Here is an 18372-nt window from a genome sequence, read left to right on the forward strand (position 1 = left end):
GGCAATCACTCAGGCTGCATGCCGGCGGCCGCGATCATGCGCTGCCAGAGCTTCTGATCGTCGGTGACGGCCTTGGCGAGTTCGGCGGGGTTGCCAGGGCTTGGCATCGAGCCGCGGCCTTCGTAGTGCGCCATGGCCTCCGGCGACGTGACGAATTCCAGCGACAAGCGCGAGAGTTTTTCCACGATCGGTGCGGGCGTGCCGGCCGGTGCGAACAGCCCGAACCAGTTGATCCGCGCCAGTCCTTCGACCATGGCCGGGTCCTGCAGGCCTGCTTCGGCCAGCGTCGGCACCTGATCGAGAACTGGGACGCGCTTCGGCGTCACCATGGCCAGTGGCCTGAGCCTGCCTGCACGGATATGGCCAAGCACGGTCGAGAACTCGACGATGCTGTAATCCACTTGCCCGCCGATCAGGTCGGTGATGAGGCCCGAGGCGCTCTTGTAAGGCACATCGGCAACCTGGATGCCGGCCGAGCGGCTGAACGCCGTGCCCATGACGCGATAGCCGGTGCTGACCGAACCAAAGTTGAGCACACCAGGCTTGGCCTTGGCCGCAGCCACCAGCTCGGCAACCGACTTGTAGGGAGAGTTGCCGGGCGCCACCAGCACCAGCGACACGGACGCCAGGCGCGCCACCGGCGCGAAATCCTTCTTCGGGTTGTAAGGCAGGCGCTTGAAGAGGTAGGGATTGGCGGACATCGAACTGGACGATGTCAGCAGCAGCGTGTAGCCGTCCGGCGCCGACTTGGCCACGTAGTCCGTACCGATGATCAGGTTGCCGCCAGGCCGGTTTTCGACCACGACACTCTGGCCGAGGCGCTGGCCCATGTACTTGGCCAGCAGGCGCGTGTAGTCGTCGACGACCGTGCCCGGACTGGTGATCGACACGATCTTCACCGGACGCTCCGGAAAGCCCTGAGCGCGTGCATCCGGCAGCAGCGCCAGCATCGCGCCGCCGACGCCGGCCCGCAGGATGCGGCGGCGGTCTGCCGAACTGAGTGCGTGGTCCATCTTTGTCTCCTCTCTTTTATTGGCAAGTCGTTTGGTGCCCGCCCCGGCCGTCTTCGCCGCACGCTCTGCGCCATGGGCTGTGTCGCGATTCCATGCAGAGTTGCCGCTGCCGCTTCAGTCGTTGCTGCCGCACCCATTTGCATGCATGGCGGATGGAAGTCCTCAGGCAGCCATGGTCATCCCCGCCCACGAACTTCGCCCCACCCAACGCGGGGAGCCGGGCCTCCGACGGCCAGAAGGCGTGTTTCAAATGAAACGGCACATCGTGATGATTCGCCGCTGGCCGTGGCCGGCGCATACCCGACATCGCAGCGGGCCCGCGCCTTCTGACACACCTGAATCTATTGATGACGCCTTTTTGTACGTACAAATATCACCTGGATGATGCACCTTCCAATCGATCAGGATGGAACTTAATCCACACTAATCTCCGTGCACCTCCAAGATTTCTTGCAATTTCCTCCTAAGCGGCTCCATACTATGTACGTACATAGTGCCGAGATAAAGGCGACCAGATACCGGAGACGGAAGGAGCAAGAGGTGCAGAGACTGACCGAAGAACGCCGCATGATCCAGGAGGCCGCGCGCCAGTTCACGATGGAGCGCGTGCTGCCCATCGCCAACAAGCTGGACCCCGAGAAGGGCCAGATCCCGCGCGAGCTGATCGACGAGATGGCCGAGCTCGGCTACTTCGGCATCCTGATTCCCGAGGAATACGGCGGCCTGGGCCTCGGTGCCTATGAGTACTGCCTGGTCGCGGAGCAACTGTCGCGCGGCTGGATGAGCGTCGGCAGCTTGATCGCACGTGGCAACGGCCTGATCGGCGCGCTCAAGGGCCTGTCGCCCGAACGCAAGGCCGAATACCTGCCGCGCATGGCGCGGGGCGAATTCCTCGGTGCGTTCTCGCTGTCGGAGCCCAACGCGGGCTCCGACGTGGCCAACATCTCGTGCCGCGCCGTGCGCGACGGCGATGACTGGCTGATCACCGGCAACAAGTACTGGTGCACGTTTGCCGACGAGGCCGACTTCATCCTCGTGATTTGCCGTACCGACCCGGTCATCGATCCGAAAGCACGCCACAAGGGCCTGTCGGCCTTCATGGTGGAAAAGCCGCGTGGCGAACTGCCCGAGGGTGTCAAGGGCAGCGTGATCCCCAAGATCGGCTACCACGGCTGGACCACCTGGGAACTCGCGTTCGACGGCTGCCGCGTGCCGCATTCGAAGATGGTTGGCGAGGAAGGCAAGGCGTTCTACCTGACCACGGCCGGGCTTGAGACTGCACGGGCTCACACTGCCGCGCGCTCGATCGGCCTTGCACAAGGCAGTCTCGAGGACTCCATTCAATACGCGAAGGACCGCAATCAGTTCGGCAATCCGATCGGCAACTTCCAGGCAATCCGCTTCAAGCTCGCCGACATGGCCACGCAGATCGAGGCCTCGCGCGCGCTGCTCTACACGGTGTGCGAGAAGATCGACGAAGGCGTGCGCGCCGACACCGAAGCGTCGATGGTCAAGCTGTTCGCGAGCGAGATGTGCGAGCGCGTGACCAGCGAAGGCCTGCAGATCCACGGCGGCGCGGGCTACACCACGCACTTCGCGGCCGAGCGCTACTGGCGCGATGCGCGCCTGACCAAGATCTTCGAAGGCACCTCCGAGATCCAGATGCGCATCATCTCCGATGCCATGCTGGGCAAGATCGCGGCCTGAACGGGAGCCCGAAGTGCAGACTCAAGCCAAACCCGCCGGGGCGCTTGCCGGCCTGCGCGTGATCGACCTCACGCAGATGCTGGCCGGCCCCTTTTGCACGCAGATCCTCGCTGACCACGGCGCCGATGTGATCAAGGTCGAAGCGATGACGGGCGACGGCACGCGCGTGACCGGCCCGTTCTGCGCCGATGACGCGATGCGCGACTTCGGCGGCTATTTCCAGAGCGTCAACCGCAACAAGCGCTCCATCGCCGTCGACCTGAAGACCGAAGCGGGCCGGGACGTCCTGCGCGCGCTGATCGACAAGGCCGATATCGTCGTCGAGAACTTCCGTGCCGGCGTGATGGACCGCCTCGGCTTTGCCTACGAAACGCTGCGCCAGACCAACCCGCGGCTGATCTACGGCACAGTGCGCGGCTTTGGCGATCCGCGCAGCGGCGAAAGCCCGTATGCGCAATGGCCGGCGTATGACGTGGTCTCGCAGGCCATGGGCGGCATGATGGGCATCACCGGCCCGGATCGTTGCACGCCGACCAAGATCGGTCCGGGCGTAGGCGACACCATTCCGGCGCTGATGCTTTGCATCGGCATCCTCGCGGCCGTCAACCGCGTGCGCGAAACCGGACAGGGCCAGTTCGTCGACGTGGCCATGACCGATGCGGTGCTGGCCATGTGCGAGCGCATCGTCTACCAGAACTCGTACACCGGCGAAGTGGCCGCACCGGAAGGCAACCGCCACCCGCTGCTGTGCCCGTTCGGCCTGTTCCGCGCGCGTGACGGCCATGTCTCGATTGCCTGCGCGACCGATGCATTCTGGGAAAAGCTGGCCGTGGCGATCGGCCGTCCCGACATGGCGACGGACCCGGACTTCGCAACCAATGCCGCGCGCGTGCAGCGCCAGCAGCAGGTGATCGAGGCGATCGAAGCTTTTACCTCGGTGCGGACCAAGGAAGAGATTGCCATCGCGCTGGGCGGCAAGGTGCCCTTCGGCCCGGTCTATACGTCGGCCGAGATATTCGCGGACAGGCACTACGCGGTGCGCGACATGATCGTCGAAGTGGAGCAACCGGGATCGGCCACTCCAGTCAAGATCGCCGGCGTACCGATCAAGCTCAGCGAAACCCCGGGCGCGGTGCGCACGCGCGCGCCGATGCTGGGTGAGCACACCGAAGAGATCCTGTTCGGCGCCGGCTACGTCGAGGACGACATCCGGCGTCTGCGGCAGGAAGGCGCAGTGCGGTAAGGCAGGACTGAAGTGAAACAGGCGGCACCCGCCCCGGGGGCCGCCTGTGGACGGCAAACGTATAGCCAGGCAGATTCCCCTTGCCTATCCCTCGATACTGTATATATTTACAGTAACTGTATGGATAGACAGTATGAGGGAGCCATGGAACATCTGATCCGCGTCCACAACGACTATGACCGCCAGGTGCTGGCCTGGCTGCGCGCGCGTATTGGCGATGCGGCGCTCCAGTCCGCCGCGACCCGGCTCGCTGACGCGCGCAAGCCCTACCTGTCTACCATCTGCCGCAGCCTGGGCATCCGCCCGCCGAGCCGCCGCGCGTTTGCGCGCGAATCGGCGCGGAAATCGGCTCGTGCCCACCGTGCGGTCGGTGACCTCTACCTGGCGCGTATCCGCGCCATTCTTGCCTCGCCCGCCGGCGCTCAGCATTGATCCGGATGTTTGCGGTGGGTGCGCAGTGACTATCATCTATCACGACGCTGCGGGCGGTGCCCCCAGCATCAACGTCGCCACGCCACCGTGCCATCGCAACCCACCGGACAAGACATGAACAAGATCGGATTCATCGGCATGCGCAGCGCGCGCTGCGACCGTGCCGCACGGGTCAAGGCCTTCGCGCATCGCTCCTGGTTCTCGCCAGAACACACGCTTGCAGCGTGAACCGGTGCACGCCGCCCGGCCTGCCATGCCCGGCGCGCGCGTAGGCCTGCTGACAGCACTGGCCATGCTGGCCTTTGCCGGCAATTCGATCCTGTGCCGGCTCGCGCTCAAGGGCACGGCCATTGATGCGGCTTCCTTCACGCTGCTGCGCATTGGCAGCGCGGCGGCGGCCTTGTGGCTGATCCTGATGGTTCGCCATGGTCCGCGCCGGCTCCCAGGTGGCGGGAGCTGGTTGTCGGCGCTGGCGCTGTTCGTGTACGCGGCCGCGTTTTCGTTTGCGTACCTGCATCTTTCCGCTGGCACGGGCGCGCTGCTGCTGTTCGGCGCCGTGCAAGCCACCATGACCGGCTATGGCCTTTACGTTGGCGAGCGCCTGCGCGCCGGGCAATGGCTAGGCCTTGTACTGGCGTTGAGCGGTCTCGTGTGGCTGGTGTTCCCGGGGCTCGCCGCCCCGCCGCCGGGCTCATCGCTGCTGATGGTTGTGGCTGGCATCGCCTGGGGTATCTATTCGCTGCGTGGCAGAGGCTCGGCCGACGCCACTGCGACCACCGCGGGCAACTTCATGCGCGCCGTGCTTCCCGCGCTTGCGCTGGCGTTGTGGATGCATGCGCAGCGCAGCGTGGACGGTATCGGACTCGCGTGCGCGCTGGTGTCCGGCGCGCTGACCTCCGGTCTCGGTTACGTGGTCTGGTACGCCGTGGTGCCGCGGCTTCGCGCGGCCACCGCTGCGACCGTCCAGCTCAGCGTGCCGGTGATCGCGGCGGTGGGCGGCATCGCGCTGCTCGGCGAGGCGATGTCGCTGCGACTGGCCGTGAGCGCCGCCGCCGTGCTCGGCGGCATCGCGCTGGTCATTGCCGGGAAGGCGCGCTGATTTCCGCAAAGCCGCCGGCATGGAACACCAGCGGCTCGCCGCGGTTCATGCGGTACGACACGATCTCCGCGATGAACAGGACATGGTCGCCCACCTTGCGCGCACTGCGCGGCTGGCACACGAAGCAGGCCAGCGCGTTGTCGATCAGCGCCGTGCCGCACGGGCCTGGCGACAGCGACACGCCCTGGAAGCGGTCGATGCCACTCGTGGCAAACCGCTCGCACAAGGCCTGCTGCGTGTGGGCCAGCACGTTGACGGCGTAGCATGGCGCCGCGCGGAACGCGGCCATGCTGCCGGAGCCGAGTGCCAGGCTCCACAGCAGCAACGGCGGCGCCAGCGACACCGAGGCAAGCGAATTGATGGTGACGCCGACGGGCCGCCCATCCGACCCGGTAGCCGTCACCACCGCCACGCCGGTGGCGAACTGCCCGAGCGCACGGCGCAGGGCGCGGCGCACGGTGTGCGCGCCGTCTGCGTCGTGGCCGGGGTCATCCGCTTCGTCCTGGCCGCTGTCGTTGCTCGCCTCGGTGGCATACGGCAGCGGCGCGAGCGCGGGCATCATTGCGCGGCGGGCCGCACTTCTCCGGGCGGCGCATCGATATCGAGACCCAGCGCCATGCGCCCCGCGTATTCCTGCTGCGCACCGGCCTGCAGCGGGTGAAAGCGCGCACCCTGCGCATCGCGGAAGCGCCGTTCCAGGCCGCCGTCGCGATAGAAGCCCGCTCCACCGGCAAGCTCCATGGCAAGATCCGCCGTGGCCAGCACCGCACGCGCCGCCAGTGCGCGGCCACACATGATGCGGTTGGTGGTCACCGCGCCTGGCGCCTGGCTGGCCGCGGCGGCGAACATGTCGTCCAGCGCCAGGCGCGCGGCGTCGCATTCGTTGCCGAGGCTTCCGGCCAGTTCGACGGTATGCGGCGAGATGCGTCGCTGCTTCGCCATCTGCAGCGCAATGTCGCGCGCCGACTCGGCAATGCCGACGTAGACCGAATAGATCAGCGGCAAGGCCATCATCGCCACGGTATGCATCATCGGATGCCACACGCCTTGCGGGCGCCGCGCGGCAATGGCGCTGTCGGGCACCAGCACGTTCTCCAGCATCACGTCGTGCGAGCCGGTGCCGCGCATGCCCATGGTGCGCCACGTCGGCAGGATGCGTACGCCCGGCGTCTTCATCGGCAGCGGGAAATGCAGCACGGTGGGGCCGGCCTGCGGATCGTCATAGACGGCGCAGGTCATGAACAGGTCCGCTACCGGGGCACCGCTGGCGAACACCTTGCGCGCATCGATGCGAAAGCCGCCTTCCACGCGCGTTGCCGTGCCGCTGCCGTGCAGCCAGTCCGAGCCGCCGCTGCCGAGCAGCACGATCTGCTCGGCGCCCACGCGCTTGAGCAGCCCTTCCACCGGCGCCTTCTGGTTGCGCCAGCGCCAGGCCGCAGTGGCAACGGGATGCGTATGCATGGCGAAGGCCAGCGCGGTCGAGCCGCAATGCTTGCCCAGTTCACGCAGGACTCCGCCCAGTTCCTGATGAGACAGCCCCGCGCCACCAAACTCCTGCGGCACCGCCGCGGCCAGGAAGCGCTGCGCCCTGAGGTCGTCATAGTTGGCGCTGACGAAGGCGTCGCGTGCGTCGATGGCCGGTGCGCGCTCATCGAAGGTGCGGCCGAGCGAAGCGGCAAGCGCGAGCCAGTCTGACTGCGCACCTGCGCTGGCATCGGGGGCGGTGATCGTTTCCATGGCATATGTCTCCTGCGGAATTGCCGGGGGGCCCGCGCCGTTGTCCGGTGTCAGGCACGGTGCTAGTATCGGAGCCCGGCCTGCCCGGTTCATTGACCGGGCCTCCGGCTTTCTTGCGCAAGACGCCGGATTTGCGGAGAAGTGACCATGGATGCTCTGTCCGACCTGCTGCGCGCGGTGCAACTGAGCGGTGCCGTCTTTCTCAATGGCGATTTCAAGGCGCCCTGGTGCCTGATCTCTGAAGCCGACAGCAGCCTGCGTGCCGCATTCCTGCCAGGCACCGGCCCGGTCGTGTCCTATCACCTCATCACCGAAGGCAGTTGCTGGGCCCGGCTCGTCGACGGCGACGACCGCGGCCTGCGCGTCGACGCCGGCGAACTGCTGGTCGTGCCGCAAGGCGAAGCCCATGTGCTCGGCAGCGATCTCCGCCTGTGCCCGATTCCGGCCGGCCCGCTGGTGGCCGGCATGATGGAAAGCAGTCCCGGCGAAATCATGCGCTTGTCGTATGGCGGCGCTGGCGCTCCCACCCGCATGGTGTGCGGCTTTCTTGCGTTTGACGACATGCTGGGCAATCCGTTGCTCTCGTCATTGCCGCGGCTATTCAAGGTGGGGCTGGACGGCGGAGTCGAATCCGCGTGGCTGCTGTCGGCCCTGGCCTTCGCCACCTCGGAAGCTGCCGAGCCCCGCGCGGGCAGCGCCACGGTACTGGCCAAGCTGTCGGAACTGCTGTTCGTGCAGGCGGTGCGCAAGTGCATCGATGGCATGCCGGAGCACGAACAAGGCTGGCTGGCGGCGCTGCGCGACCGTTACGTCGGACGTGCGCTGTCGCGCATGCATGCGCGCCCTGCGTATCCATGGACCGTCGATGAACTGGCCGGCAGCGTCGGCCTGTCGCGTTCAGCACTCGCGCAGCGGTTCACCGACCTGCTCGGCCAGCCGCCCATGCAGTATCTCGCGCACTGGCGCCTGCGCATTGCGGCCACGGCCTTGCGCAATGGCACCCAGTCCATCGGCGAAGTAGCCGGCACCGTAGGATATGACTCCGAAGCGGCATTCTGCCGCGCTTTCAAGCGTGAATTCGGCCTGCCGCCGGCAAGCTGGCGCCGGCATCGCACGGACCCCGTGCTGCTTGCCCAGGAGCCCGCCACCGCGCATTGATGCGCGGCTGGTGGCGCAGGCACGACAAACGACAGGGGCCCGCAAAGGGCCCCTGTCGTCTTGTCAGCATGGCACGGGCGGCCTGATGGCTACATCTTCTGCTTGGTGTTTTCCGCGGCGCCTTGCATTTTCTCGCCGCCGCGCTCGACGTCCTTGCCGGCGCCCGCAATCGTATTGCAGCCTGTGATGACCAGCATGCCCGCGAGGGCAAATAGTGCGCATAGCTTTCTCATGACGATCTCCTTGCTTCGTGTGGATGCGGGCATGCGCCGCAGCAGGAATAAAGGGGCCGGACTGGCAGATTGAGCGTAGCAAGCAGCGAACCGTGCGGGCAGTCCGCATTCGTCCTACAACGGTGTCAGCGGGCAGCGCAAACGCAAGGCGCGACCGGGCTCGGAAGATGCGCAATACGTCATTGCGCGGCGTGCATTGAGTCAGGTCAAGCGGCTGACGATCGATCGGCGCATGGCGGCCGGGCGTTGTCCATACTGGTATCAGCAATGCGCGCAGATTACGGCCCGGCGAGAGGACGAATGCTCAAGCCGGGCCGCAACGCTGCCGATACATTCTTCTAATAGACAGACAACACCATGCCTTTCAGCCTCCGGTTCAGCCCCCACGACATTTACCCCGACGCGCTCGAGGCGCGCCTGGCCGAGCTGCACGAGATCGCCGAAGATGTGCAGCGCGCCCAGGAACGCCGCTGGCGCAAGTACGGCACGCTGCTTCCGCAGGACGTGCCGTCACAGGGCAATCCGCACACCCGTCACTGATCGCGCATTCAGGCCGGCTGCAAATAGCGCGCGGCTGGCGCAGCGTGAGTCAGGTGGCCGGACATCGCCTTTCGTGCGGACTCATAGGCGGTCCACTCGCTGCCGTCCTGCAGCGGCGGAATGGTGACCACTTCGCCCATGTCGAACCCGGCCAGCGCGGCATCGACCATGTCGTCGGCGCGCATGACCCATTCCGCAGGCAGATTCTCGTGCCCCATTCCAGCGACGTCCCAGAATTCCGTCGCCGTTGCACCCGGAAGCACTGCCTGCACCCTGATGCCCTTGTCGCCCAGTTCGTGCTGCAGCGAATGCGTCAGGGCCAGCACATAGGCCTTGGTAGCACCGTAGACGCCATTGAGGAGTTCCGGCTCGATTGCGACGATCGACGCGATGTTGATAATCGTGCCCTGCCCGCGCTGCGCAAACCCCGGGGCCGCGGCATAGACCAGGCGCGTGAGCGCCGTGACGTTGAGCCCGATCATCTCTTCCATGCGCTCGACATCGGCCTCAAGCAACGGCACGACCGCACCAAATCCGGCGTTGTTCACGAGCGTGTCGATCTGCGTGTCTTCACGCAGGATCGATTCGACACGCGCGAGATCGGCCGGCTTGCCGAGATCGGCAGCGACGACGCTGACGCTACGGCCGGTGGTCGCGCGAATGCGTTGGGCAACCTCGGATAGCCGTTGTTCGTTGCGCGCCACCAGGATCAGGTCGTGGCCGCGGCGCGCGAGCCGGTCGGCATAGATGGCGCCAATGCCCGAAGACGCGCCAGTGATAAGGGCTTTGCCCCGGGTCGTGGTGTCCATGCTGTGCTCCTGTTTGCGGTGAATGGATCGGATTCCATTCTGGACGCTGAGGGCAATGTCTCAAATGACCAAAATCCGGCAAAAACAGACATTGCCTGCGACCATCGAAGCTGGCAGGAAACGCCTACAATGCATGGCACTTGCACCCGTCAAACCTCGAATCCGGACATCATGAGCGCACGCATCGGCCTGGTCGTATTCCCGGAATTCCAGCTACTCGATCTGGCCGCCCTGACGGTCTTCGAGCTGGCCAACCACGGTTTGCACCCTGCGCCCTACGAAGTGACTGCGGTATCGCATGGCGGCGGCATGGTCAGGAGTTCGTCGGGCGTCGCGTTCGAGACGCAGCCGATCGGCCGGCGGCGCTATGACACGCTGATCGTCGCCGGCGCAACGGAAGTGACTGCGACCGAACCTGAACTGATCCGGCAACTGCGCAGTGCAGCGCCGCGCGCGCGGCGAATTGCGAGCGTGTGCACAGGTGCGTTCATACTGGCCGAAGCGGGGTTGCTCGATGGCAGGCGCGTGACGACGCACTGGGCCATGGCCCATGAACTGCAGAAGCGCCACCCGCTGGTCACCGTCGACGAAGACCGCATCTTCGTGCAGGACGGGCCGGTGTGGACATCAGCCGGCATGACGGCATGCCTGGACCTGGCGCTTGCGCTCGTGGACGCCGACCTGGGCTCGGCGGTCGCCAGAAGCGTGTCGCGCAAGATGGTGATCCACTATCGCCGCACCGGAGGGCAATCGCAGTTCTCGACGCTGTCCGAACTGGAGCCGAGTTCCGACCGCATTCGCGAAGCGCTCGTGTTTGCGCGCGAAAACCTGCGCGAGCCGCTCTCGGTCGTACAACTCGCCGAGCATGTGCACTGGAGTCCGCGCCATTTCAGCCGCGCGTTTCAGCTTCAGACGGGCCTGACCCCGGCCAAGGCGATCGAAAAGCTGCGGCTCGAGGCCGCGCGTGCCCTCATCGAAAAAGGCGAGTCTTCCATCATGCGGGTCGCCGACCTCACCGGCTTTGGCGATGAAGAACGCATGCGCCGCGCGTTCCTGCGCACGCTTGGCAAGCCCCCGCAGGCACTCGTGCGCGAGATGCGCGCGCGACGAGATGAGTCCCTGCCGTCCCTGGCCACGGCGGCCTGAGGGGGACGCAACTAGCACGAGCAAACACACCGGACCAATGGGACATTTCGGATATTTCGGAGAAACGATCGGTGCCCGCACCGCAAGCGCGCGCCAATTGTGAACAACTGTGATAACCGATTGGCAAGGCACGGGGGCTGCGGAAGAATGGGCAGTTCGATGCGGCGCGGCCCCAGCAAGACTCGGCCGCCGGGCAGATTCTTCCGACGTAGCCACCATGAAACGACCAACCCGGGAATGTGTACTCGCGCTGATCGCCTGCTTGCGACATGCTGGCCCAATGCGACGCGACCATCTTGCCAGCGCCTGCAGGCTGACGGCTTCGGAACTTACGCGCGCGCTGAAATCCGCACGGCAGATGGGTGTGGTCGAAGACCTTCCGGCCGCTGACGACATTGCGCAAACCGAGCGGCTGTTCGGCCTGACCGGCCGCACCCTCCCCCCGGCCCGCCGCGTTCCCGCGCGCGGCGCCGAAGCCGGCCCGAGCTTTCAGCCATTGCTGGATGCATGGGGCATTGCCCGGCCAAGCAGCCGGCGCAGCACTCACGCTTCATGACGGCGCGCATCAGTGTGCGGCAAATCGGAAACGGCCTGGTCCGCCTCGCGCGGCCCGAGTGTCAGCGCACGCGCCGGTAACTGGCGCTCATGAACTGCGTCCATTCGCCGTCCGAGCCCTGGACATGCGACGTCAGCGTGCGATGGTCGTCGTCGGTGAAGCGGATGACGTCGCGATACTTCACCATCTTGCCGCTGCCAGTGTTGTCCGGCCCTTCGGCGCGCAGCGTGAGCTCCTGTCCGCCGGGATCGAGATCGCCCTCATAGGCCCATAGGTAAGTCATCATCGAACCGATGAACGTACCCACGAAATGCTTGCGCGAGGGATCGTAGCCCAGCGTCATCACCGTGGTGGCGGGCCCGCAGCCGGGCATTTCGCCTTCGCTCACGCACTGCACCCACAAGTCGCCGACACGGCCGACGCGTTCGGGGATTTCCCATTTCACGGGCGGCTGGTCCGCACTCATCAGGGCCTCGCCTGTCGCCATCCACTCGCCCACCAGCCGTTGCAGCCAGCGATGTTCGTTGAGCGCCTCGGTATGCATGGCCTACCTCCTGTCACCTGGCAGTGCGCAGCCACATTTGTGGATGCCGTACACATACACTAGCAAACAGCCTGGACAGTGTCCACATCAACGGCGGCGCCCCGTCGCGCTTATTCCGGCAGCCGGACCTTGGTGACGACGAACCTGTCGCCGGGGGCCCGGATCACGTCGCACTGGATCTTTGCCTTGCGCTGGGCACCGTCCGTGCCAAGGTATTCCACATCCGCGACAACGCTGTAGGCATCTTCGGCGACTTTGCGGTATGTGCTGCCATCCCACTTGAAGTGATCGGGATTCGGCAGCTTTGTCTTCACCGCCTTCCTGCACGCGACCGGCGCGCCAGGCGCTTCGTCCTTGCCACGCGGCCTGGGCATCTCGAGGTCGTCGGCGAGTGCCGCACCCGCAGCCAGCAGCAGTCCGGCTGCCGCGATGGCTGCACGGGTTCGGCGGGACAAGGCAAGCATCATGAAGATCTCCTGGACAGATGGGGCGTCACATTTTACGCGGGCGGGGCCGCTCATGCCGCCGATCAGGCATCTCCGCGGGCTGGCCGGGCCGCGAGCACCGCCATATTGCGCAGCACGAAGGCCGCGAGCAGTACGCCTGCAGTGCCCCAGGCGATGGACGGCAACCAGGGCAACAGGCCGGCCAACGCCGGCTGTCTGGCAATGCCGGACGCGACCATGGCAATCCGCACAGAGGCCGCCAGCGCCGCCAGGGCAAACAGAAAGCCTGTCAGCCTGCCTTCGCGACCGACATGGCCCGCGTCGATGGCAGCCCCGGCCGCGGCACAGAAGACCACGCCCCACAAGAGTCCGACCACGCACTGGGCCGCCAGCAGTACCGTCAGCGAAGGTGCATGGGCAATGCCGGCCAGGACCAGCGCACCCAGCGCCGCAGCGGCCGTCAGTGCGCCATGGAGAAGGAAGCGTCCACGCGGCAATCGCGCGGGCAATAGAACGCCCATCGCAAAGCCAATCCAGAAGGCTGGCATCACGCGCACCAGCTCGCCGGGCTTCACGAATTTCAGATAGGCCGGCGCGCTGTTCACGCTGCTATGGACCTGGAAACCGAATGCCAGCAGGAACACGGCGGCCAGCAGCAGCCACGCCATGGCCATGCCGCCGGCGCGCACGGTCGCAGATGCCACAACCGGCTGCGGCCCGGCGTGGGCTTCCACCCATTGCAAGGCGAGAACTGCGGCCAACAGGCCCAGGCTTGCCACCAGAAACGGCAATGCCGGCGCCTGGCCACGCATCCACGCCGTGAGCAGGGGCGCCAGCGCGGAGGCCACCCCCACGCCGAGCATTGAGCACCCCACCAGGAATCGAGGAGCCGAGCCCCGCAGCCGACGGGCAATGATCACCATGGGCGGGGCGCGCAGTGCCGACGATGTAGCGGCCCAGCACACGGTCAGCAACAGCATCATTTGGGGCGACGCCGATTTCGCCAGCAGGGCGAACGCGACAGCCGACACCACGCTGGCAGCGAGTATCCACGTGCCAACCCGGTGCAAGGCATCGGCCACGCGGTCCGCGGCCATGCCCAGCAAGCCGTCCATCACGACGAAGATGGCCTGGTCCATCAGGAGGATCCAGGCCACCTGGGCTGCCGGCAGGCCCGCCTGCGCGGCCAGTGCGGGCAGGAACGCCGTATAGAGCGTCCATGTCACCGCCAGCATGAACTGCACGGAAAACAAGGCCAATGCCTGCATGTCTGCCTGCCGGTATCCGGTATCCGGTCAGCCGCGCAACGGCGCCGTGCGGCGCTCCGGCGGCGTCAGTACCTGCGCGAGCCGGCATGGCGGCGGCGGCTGGCCGCCATGCCTAAACAATAGTTGCTGGCACGTCTCAGAAGCGCGCCGAGTACTGGAGCAGGAAGAAATTGATGCCCGGGTTGGGTTCCTTGATGCCCGCATTCGAATAGTGCTGCAGGCGCAGGGCCAGTTCCGAATCGAGCGTATCGCCGAAGCGGTATCCCACGGCCACGCGATCGCCAAACTGAAAGGCCGTGGAAAAGACCTTGTCGTCCGATAGCCCTGTGCGCGACAGCACGTGGACGCCTACGCCGGCTTCGGCGAAGACGCCACTGCGGCCCGCACCCTGCAGACGCAGGATCGGCGTCAGGCCCAGATCGCCAAGCGCACTCCCTCCGCTGCCATGGGGATTCCACACGCCGCCCGAGACCTCGAACCCGAGGCGCAGGCGAACGGATTGCGACGACGTCGCCCATAGATCCTGCTTCAGATCCCAGCGCGCTTCGAGCCGCGCCATCGCGGCATCCTTGCCAGCCCCTGCGGACACGCCGAGGCGCACGGGCTCGAACCATGGCTCGGCATGCAACAGGCCGCTGGTCAGCGCGCCAGACAGGGCAATGGCAGCCAGTACGGAACGGCGAACAGCTCGGCGGGACGGAAGGCGATACGGGGAAAGACGGCTAGGCATGACAGCGTGGCAGGCGTGACAGGAGGGACGACGACGAGCATGGCAACCGCGGCTTCGGACGGCCGTCGGAATCCCGCTCTGGCGCGGATTATGCAGCGTTCGCCGCATCGCAAGAAGTCACGTGGATTGCACACTGTGTTCTGTTTTTGGAACAATTCTCCGATTGCTATTGGGGCTCATGGAACGGCCCGTCGATTTGCCTTTTGCACGTGCAAGCAAGGTTCTTCGACGAATTGTGGGGTTGTCGTTCTTGGCGGGCGCTGCTGTTTCGCCGGCGTAGCCGGCGAGTCACTTTTTGTCCGAGCGACAAAAAGTAACCAAAAAGCGCGTCGTTGCCGCTGGCCATCAATTCCACGGCGGCAGGAATTCAAACGGCTTTGGACGCCTGCGATGGTGGTCAGTGGTTCGAGCCTGCTAACGCTATGTGAGTCAGAACCTGTGCCTTGCGCGGCACGGCTTTTGGACGATCCCCAAGACGGACTCGGGTACAGCCTTTCAACCAGGTCAGTGGTGGGACGCCTTCGGCTGCGCTGCGCGCACGTCGTCGTCTGGGGGCAAGCTCATCAACGTGGCTGGCGCCCGAGTCCCCGTTCCAGTTCCAGTTCCTGATGTCCTGCCTCTACGCGCATGCAATGCGCCCAAGGCATCGTCACCGAGGCGAGGTTAGGACTAGACCTCAGCGGTCTTACTCCGAGCCGCGCGCAGCGCAGCCGAAGGCGTCCCCGTGAAGGCGATATTAGTAGGGACCACTCCGTAATCCGGGTTCGCTCGTACGCGCTGTCCCATCCTAATCATCTACGCGGCAGGCAGTCCAGCGCTCCTCTGATGCATCAATGGCATTGGGCTCTCGATTGACCACGTAAACGCGCTTTTGCCTCCTTTTGTCGCTCGGACAAAAGGAGGTCGCCGGCTACGCCGGCGAAACAGCAGCGCCAGCGAAGAGCGACAACCCGCCCCCAACGAGAAGCCCCGTCGGCTACGCCGGCGAAACAGCAGCGCATGCCAAGAACGATACCCCCGCAATTCGGCGATGAACCAAAAAAAAGCCCTCCTTGCGGAGGGCTGAAGTCGGGGGGTGTAGCAAGATGCCACGTGACAGATTCTAGGGATTGGGCCTCGGTGCAAAGCCCCGAATAGTTGCAGCCGTCTTGCCATATTCACGCGTTTGTGACGGCATGTGACGGCCAAGGACACGGCTCAGAATGAATGCCAATCGTCGCCGGCTTCATCGCCAACACGCGGTGCCCGTGCCGGCTGAGCCGCCGGAGCCGGCCTGCGTACGGCCTGCAAGCCCACTTGCGAGCTGGTGGATCCGTGTGCGACGGACAGCGATGGCGAGCCCTGCAGCCGACTCCCTTCCGCCCCCGCGATCCGGAATACCGAGACCGCGTCGGCCATGGCATTGGCCTGTTCTTCCAGCGACTTTGCAGCCGCCGCCGACTGCTCGACCAGCGCGGCATTCTGCTGGGTGCCCGAATCGATCTGGCTGATCGCGACGTGCACCTGCTCCACGCCCTGGCTCTGTTCGCCGGACGCCACGGAGATCTCGCCCATGATGTCCGAGACCTGCTGGATCGCGCGGATCACCTCGCCCATGGTCTGGCCAACCTCCCCCGCCTGGCGCGAACCGTCCTGGACCATGTCCGCGGAGGACTCGATCAGCTCCTTGATTTCCTTGGCCGCCGCCGACGAGCGCTGCGCGAGCGCGCGCACCTCGCCCGCCACGACCGCGAATCCGCGCCCCTGCTCGCCGGCACGCGCGGCCTCTACCGCCGCGTTCAACGCCAGGATATTGGTCTGGAACGCAATGCCCTCGATCAGGCTGGTGATCTCCGAGATCCGCCCCGAACTGCCACTGATCCGGGCCATGGTCTGCACCATGGCCTGCACCGCCGCGTTGCCAGCATGCGCGAGGTCTCGCGCACTGCCCGCCAGCGTGTTGGCCTGCGTCGCGTTGTCCGCGTTCATGCGCACGGTCTGGGAAATCTCCGTCATGCTGGCCGCGGTCTCCTGCAGCGACGCCGCCTGTTGCTCCGTGCGCGCGGACAAATCCATATTGCCGCTGGCGATTTCACGCGATGCCACACGCACGGCCTCGCTCGATACCTGGATGCCGCGGACCGTTTGCGCCAGTTGGCTGCTCATGCGCGCCATGGCGCCAAACAGCAGGCCGAACTCGTCGCGCGAGCGGATCTCGATCTGCTGGTCCAGGCGGCCGCAGGCGATCTCGTCGGCGATTTCCACGGAGCGGCGAAGCTGGCGCGTAATGGTTCGCAGCAGATGGTGCGACGCCGCCACCGAGACGAGCACCCCCAGCACCACCAGCACCGCAGTCGTCCACAGCGCCGAACGCGCCTCGGTGAGACTGCGGCGGTGGTAGTCGCCGGCCTGGTTCAGGTTGATTTCCACGCCACGCGTGATGAGCTCGCCGACCTTGTCGCCGGCCGCACCAAGATCGCTGTCCTGAAGACGGGCCGCAGCGGCGCGGTCACCGGCTTCGAGCAGGTGCAATTCCTGTGCGACAAGGTCCGCGAAGCGCGCCAGCGCGGTATCCAGCGCATCCGCCATGTCGCGCTCGCGCGGCGACGTGACGCGCGTGGGGTAATAGGCCTGCCAGCCCTTCTTCATCTTGGCATGGTATTCGCGGACCTGTGCCATGTCCGCGCTGCTTTCGTCCTCCGAAGTCGACTGGATTTTCCACAGCAGCCGGCGGATATGGAGCTGTGCCACGCGGACTTCCGCCAGCTCGCCGATGGCCACGGTGTTCTGCTCGTACGCGTCGTGCATGTTCTCGTTCAGGCTGGAGATGGTCTGCAAGGCGAAAAGCCCGATCGCCAGCATCAGCGCGATACATACACTGAACACCAGGAGGATCCTGAACTTGATCGTATGGATGAACTGACTCATTGTGGAAGTTCGATTGCAGGCTGGGTGAAACCCCCGATCCTCGCGGCCGGCATGCCTGTGCGGACGCGGTCCGCGTCGGCGCAATGGCCAGGCGCGGTTTTTCCGGCCTTAACGGCAGGGCTCCGGCGGACGTGATGTCCGCCGACAGGATCGTTGATGCGCCGCAAACAAGGAAGGTGCGGCAAGATGGCGCCATGTACCGCCCCAATCGAATGAAGGGTCGCCAGTGTCGGCTAGCGAACAGTCCGCCATTGCCGCGGCCATCAAGATGCGCATAACCGCCTCCGGGTGCCCATGACGCCAGGCCGCGGTGGTTCGTCACGGAGGCACGCCATGTTCAGGAAAACCATGCTGACCGGCAAGCCGCAGGCTTGCACGGTAAACGCCGCGGTGCCGACCCATGAGGCGGCCGCGTCTGACGCTGTTCCCGACCAGCTTTCGCGCAGCCTCAAGACGCAGGGCGACGCCATGGTGCAGTACGGCGCGCGCCTGCTGGTACTGCGCGAGTTCCTGGCCGCGCTGTGCGCGGGAATGTCCCCGGAGCGCCGCGACAGCGTGGAAGGCGCCTTCCGCAAGCGTGTCGATGACCTGCTGTGCCTGACCGACGACCGACAATTGCCTGAAGCCTTCCACACCACGCTTCTTGCCGAGGTCAACTACTACCTGGGCGAGCTGAAACGCCGCTGAGCGACGCGCGGGCCGGCTCTCCATGCCGGTCGCCAACGCGCGGCGCAGATCGTCCTTGCCATCGGGCCGGCCGTGCCTATTGTTCCGGTGAAGCGCGCACCAAAAGCGCGCCGGGCC

At 65.8% G+C, this 18372-nt stretch carries 19 protein-coding genes; 9 read left to right on the forward strand and 10 right to left on the reverse strand.

Annotated elements, in window-relative coordinates; all coding sequences use genetic code 11:
* Positions 1-5: 5 nt before the first annotated feature.
* Positions 6-1013, reverse strand: coding sequence for a Bug family tripartite tricarboxylate transporter substrate binding protein (locus tag KHO41_RS18445; protein WP_244873889.1), 1008 nt, complete (start codon positions 1011-1013; stop codon positions 6-8).
* A gap of 540 nt (positions 1014-1553) precedes the next feature.
* Between KHO41_RS18445 and KHO41_RS18450 the strand changes: the two genes are divergently transcribed.
* From KHO41_RS18450 to KHO41_RS18465, 4 genes are all read left to right on the forward strand, one after another.
* Positions 1554-2720, forward strand: a complete 1167-nt coding sequence (locus KHO41_RS18450; protein WP_211954726.1) for an acyl-CoA dehydrogenase family protein — start codon at positions 1554-1556, stop codon at positions 2718-2720.
* Complete coding sequence (locus KHO41_RS18455) at positions 2692-3963, forward strand: CaiB/BaiF CoA transferase family protein (protein ID WP_211954727.1); 1272 nt, start codon at positions 2692-2694, stop codon at positions 3961-3963. Before KHO41_RS18450 ends, KHO41_RS18455 begins: the two co-directional genes overlap by 29 nt.
* 144 nt (positions 3964-4107) lie before the next feature.
* Positions 4108-4395: a hypothetical protein gene (locus tag KHO41_RS18460; RefSeq protein ID WP_211954728.1), complete on the forward strand. Its 288-nt coding sequence runs from the start codon at positions 4108-4110 to the stop codon at positions 4393-4395.
* Between the two features lie 253 nt (positions 4396-4648).
* Positions 4649-5494 carry a DMT family transporter gene (locus tag KHO41_RS18465; RefSeq protein WP_211954782.1) on the forward strand — a complete coding sequence of 282 codons (846 nt, stop codon included), beginning with the start codon at positions 4649-4651 and terminating at the stop codon, positions 5492-5494.
* On the opposite strand, the gene KHO41_RS18470 is transcribed toward KHO41_RS18465, so the two are convergent.
* Together KHO41_RS18470 and KHO41_RS18475 are read right to left on the reverse strand one after the other, a co-directional pair.
* Complete coding sequence (locus KHO41_RS18470) at positions 5472-6056, reverse strand: flavin reductase family protein (RefSeq protein ID WP_211954729.1); 585 nt, start codon at positions 6054-6056, stop codon at positions 5472-5474. The genes KHO41_RS18465 and KHO41_RS18470 overlap by 23 nt on opposite strands.
* Positions 6053-7231 carry an acyl-CoA dehydrogenase family protein gene (locus tag KHO41_RS18475; RefSeq protein ID WP_211954730.1) on the reverse strand — a complete coding sequence of 393 codons (1179 nt, stop codon included), beginning with the start codon at positions 7229-7231 and terminating at the stop codon, positions 6053-6055. The genes KHO41_RS18470 and KHO41_RS18475 overlap by 4 nt, the downstream gene beginning before the upstream one ends.
* A gap of 147 nt (positions 7232-7378) precedes the next feature.
* On the opposite strand from KHO41_RS18475, the gene KHO41_RS18480 reads away from it, so the two are divergent.
* A complete protein-coding gene (locus tag KHO41_RS18480) occupies positions 7379-8389 on the forward strand; it encodes an AraC family transcriptional regulator (protein ID WP_211954731.1) in 1011 nt (336 codons plus the stop codon).
* A gap of 89 nt (positions 8390-8478) precedes the next feature.
* On the opposite strand, the gene KHO41_RS18485 is transcribed toward KHO41_RS18480, so the two are convergent.
* Positions 8479-8622, reverse strand: a complete 144-nt coding sequence (locus tag KHO41_RS18485) for an entericidin A/B family lipoprotein (protein ID WP_041680132.1) — start codon at positions 8620-8622, stop codon at positions 8479-8481.
* Between the two features lie 357 nt (positions 8623-8979).
* Between KHO41_RS18485 and KHO41_RS18490 the strand changes: the two genes are divergently transcribed.
* Positions 8980-9162: a hypothetical protein gene (locus KHO41_RS18490; RefSeq protein WP_211954732.1), complete on the forward strand. Its 183-nt coding sequence runs from the start codon at positions 8980-8982 to the stop codon at positions 9160-9162.
* 8 nt (positions 9163-9170) lie between these two features.
* On the opposite strand, the gene KHO41_RS18495 is transcribed toward KHO41_RS18490, so the two are convergent.
* The gene (locus KHO41_RS18495) at positions 9171-9971 is read right to left on the reverse strand and encodes an SDR family NAD(P)-dependent oxidoreductase (RefSeq protein WP_211954733.1); all 801 of its coding nucleotides are present in this window, start codon (positions 9969-9971) and stop codon (positions 9171-9173) included.
* Between the two features lie 171 nt (positions 9972-10142).
* Here KHO41_RS18495 and KHO41_RS18500 point away from each other — a divergent pair, with 171 nt between their 5' ends.
* Both KHO41_RS18500 and KHO41_RS18505 read left to right on the forward strand, forming a co-directional pair.
* Positions 10143-11117 (forward strand): GlxA family transcriptional regulator, encoded by a 975-nt coding sequence (locus KHO41_RS18500; protein WP_211954734.1) that lies wholly within the window; start codon positions 10143-10145, stop codon positions 11115-11117.
* A gap of 280 nt (positions 11118-11397) precedes the next feature.
* Positions 11398-11673, forward strand: a complete 276-nt coding sequence (locus KHO41_RS18505; RefSeq protein WP_244873890.1) for a hypothetical protein — start codon at positions 11398-11400, stop codon at positions 11671-11673.
* Positions 11674-11734: 61 nt separating this feature from the next.
* Here the strand turns inward: KHO41_RS18505 and KHO41_RS18510 are convergent, their stop codons facing one another.
* The 5 genes from KHO41_RS18510 to KHO41_RS18530 form a co-directional block, all read right to left on the reverse strand.
* On the reverse strand, positions 11735-12217 hold the full coding sequence (locus KHO41_RS18510; protein ID WP_211954736.1) for a DUF1579 domain-containing protein: 483 nt from the start codon (positions 12215-12217) through the stop codon (positions 11735-11737).
* Positions 12218-12327: 110 nt separating this feature from the next.
* Positions 12328-12684, reverse strand: a complete 357-nt coding sequence (locus KHO41_RS18515) for a DUF2880 domain-containing protein (RefSeq protein ID WP_211954737.1) — start codon at positions 12682-12684, stop codon at positions 12328-12330.
* 62 nt (positions 12685-12746) lie between these two features.
* Positions 12747-13931 (reverse strand): MFS transporter, encoded by a 1185-nt coding sequence (locus KHO41_RS18520; RefSeq protein ID WP_211954738.1) that lies wholly within the window; start codon positions 13929-13931, stop codon positions 12747-12749.
* A 136-nt stretch (positions 13932-14067) separates the two neighbouring features.
* A complete protein-coding gene (locus tag KHO41_RS18525; RefSeq protein ID WP_211954739.1) occupies positions 14068-14661 on the reverse strand; it encodes an acyloxyacyl hydrolase in 594 nt (197 codons plus the stop codon).
* Between the two features lie 1197 nt (positions 14662-15858).
* Positions 15859-17568 (reverse strand): methyl-accepting chemotaxis protein, encoded by a 1710-nt coding sequence (locus KHO41_RS18530; protein ID WP_211954740.1) that lies wholly within the window; start codon positions 17566-17568, stop codon positions 15859-15861.
* Between the two features lie 333 nt (positions 17569-17901).
* Between KHO41_RS18530 and KHO41_RS18535 the strand changes: the two genes are divergently transcribed.
* Entirely contained in the window at positions 17902-18255 is a 354-nt protein-coding gene (locus KHO41_RS18535) for a hypothetical protein (RefSeq protein ID WP_211954741.1), read from the forward strand.
* Positions 18256-18372 lie beyond the last annotated feature (117 nt).

The sequence above is a fragment of the Cupriavidus numazuensis genome, from assembly GCF_905397435.1.
GTDB classification, from domain to species: domain Bacteria; phylum Pseudomonadota; class Gammaproteobacteria; order Burkholderiales; family Burkholderiaceae; genus Cupriavidus; species Cupriavidus numazuensis.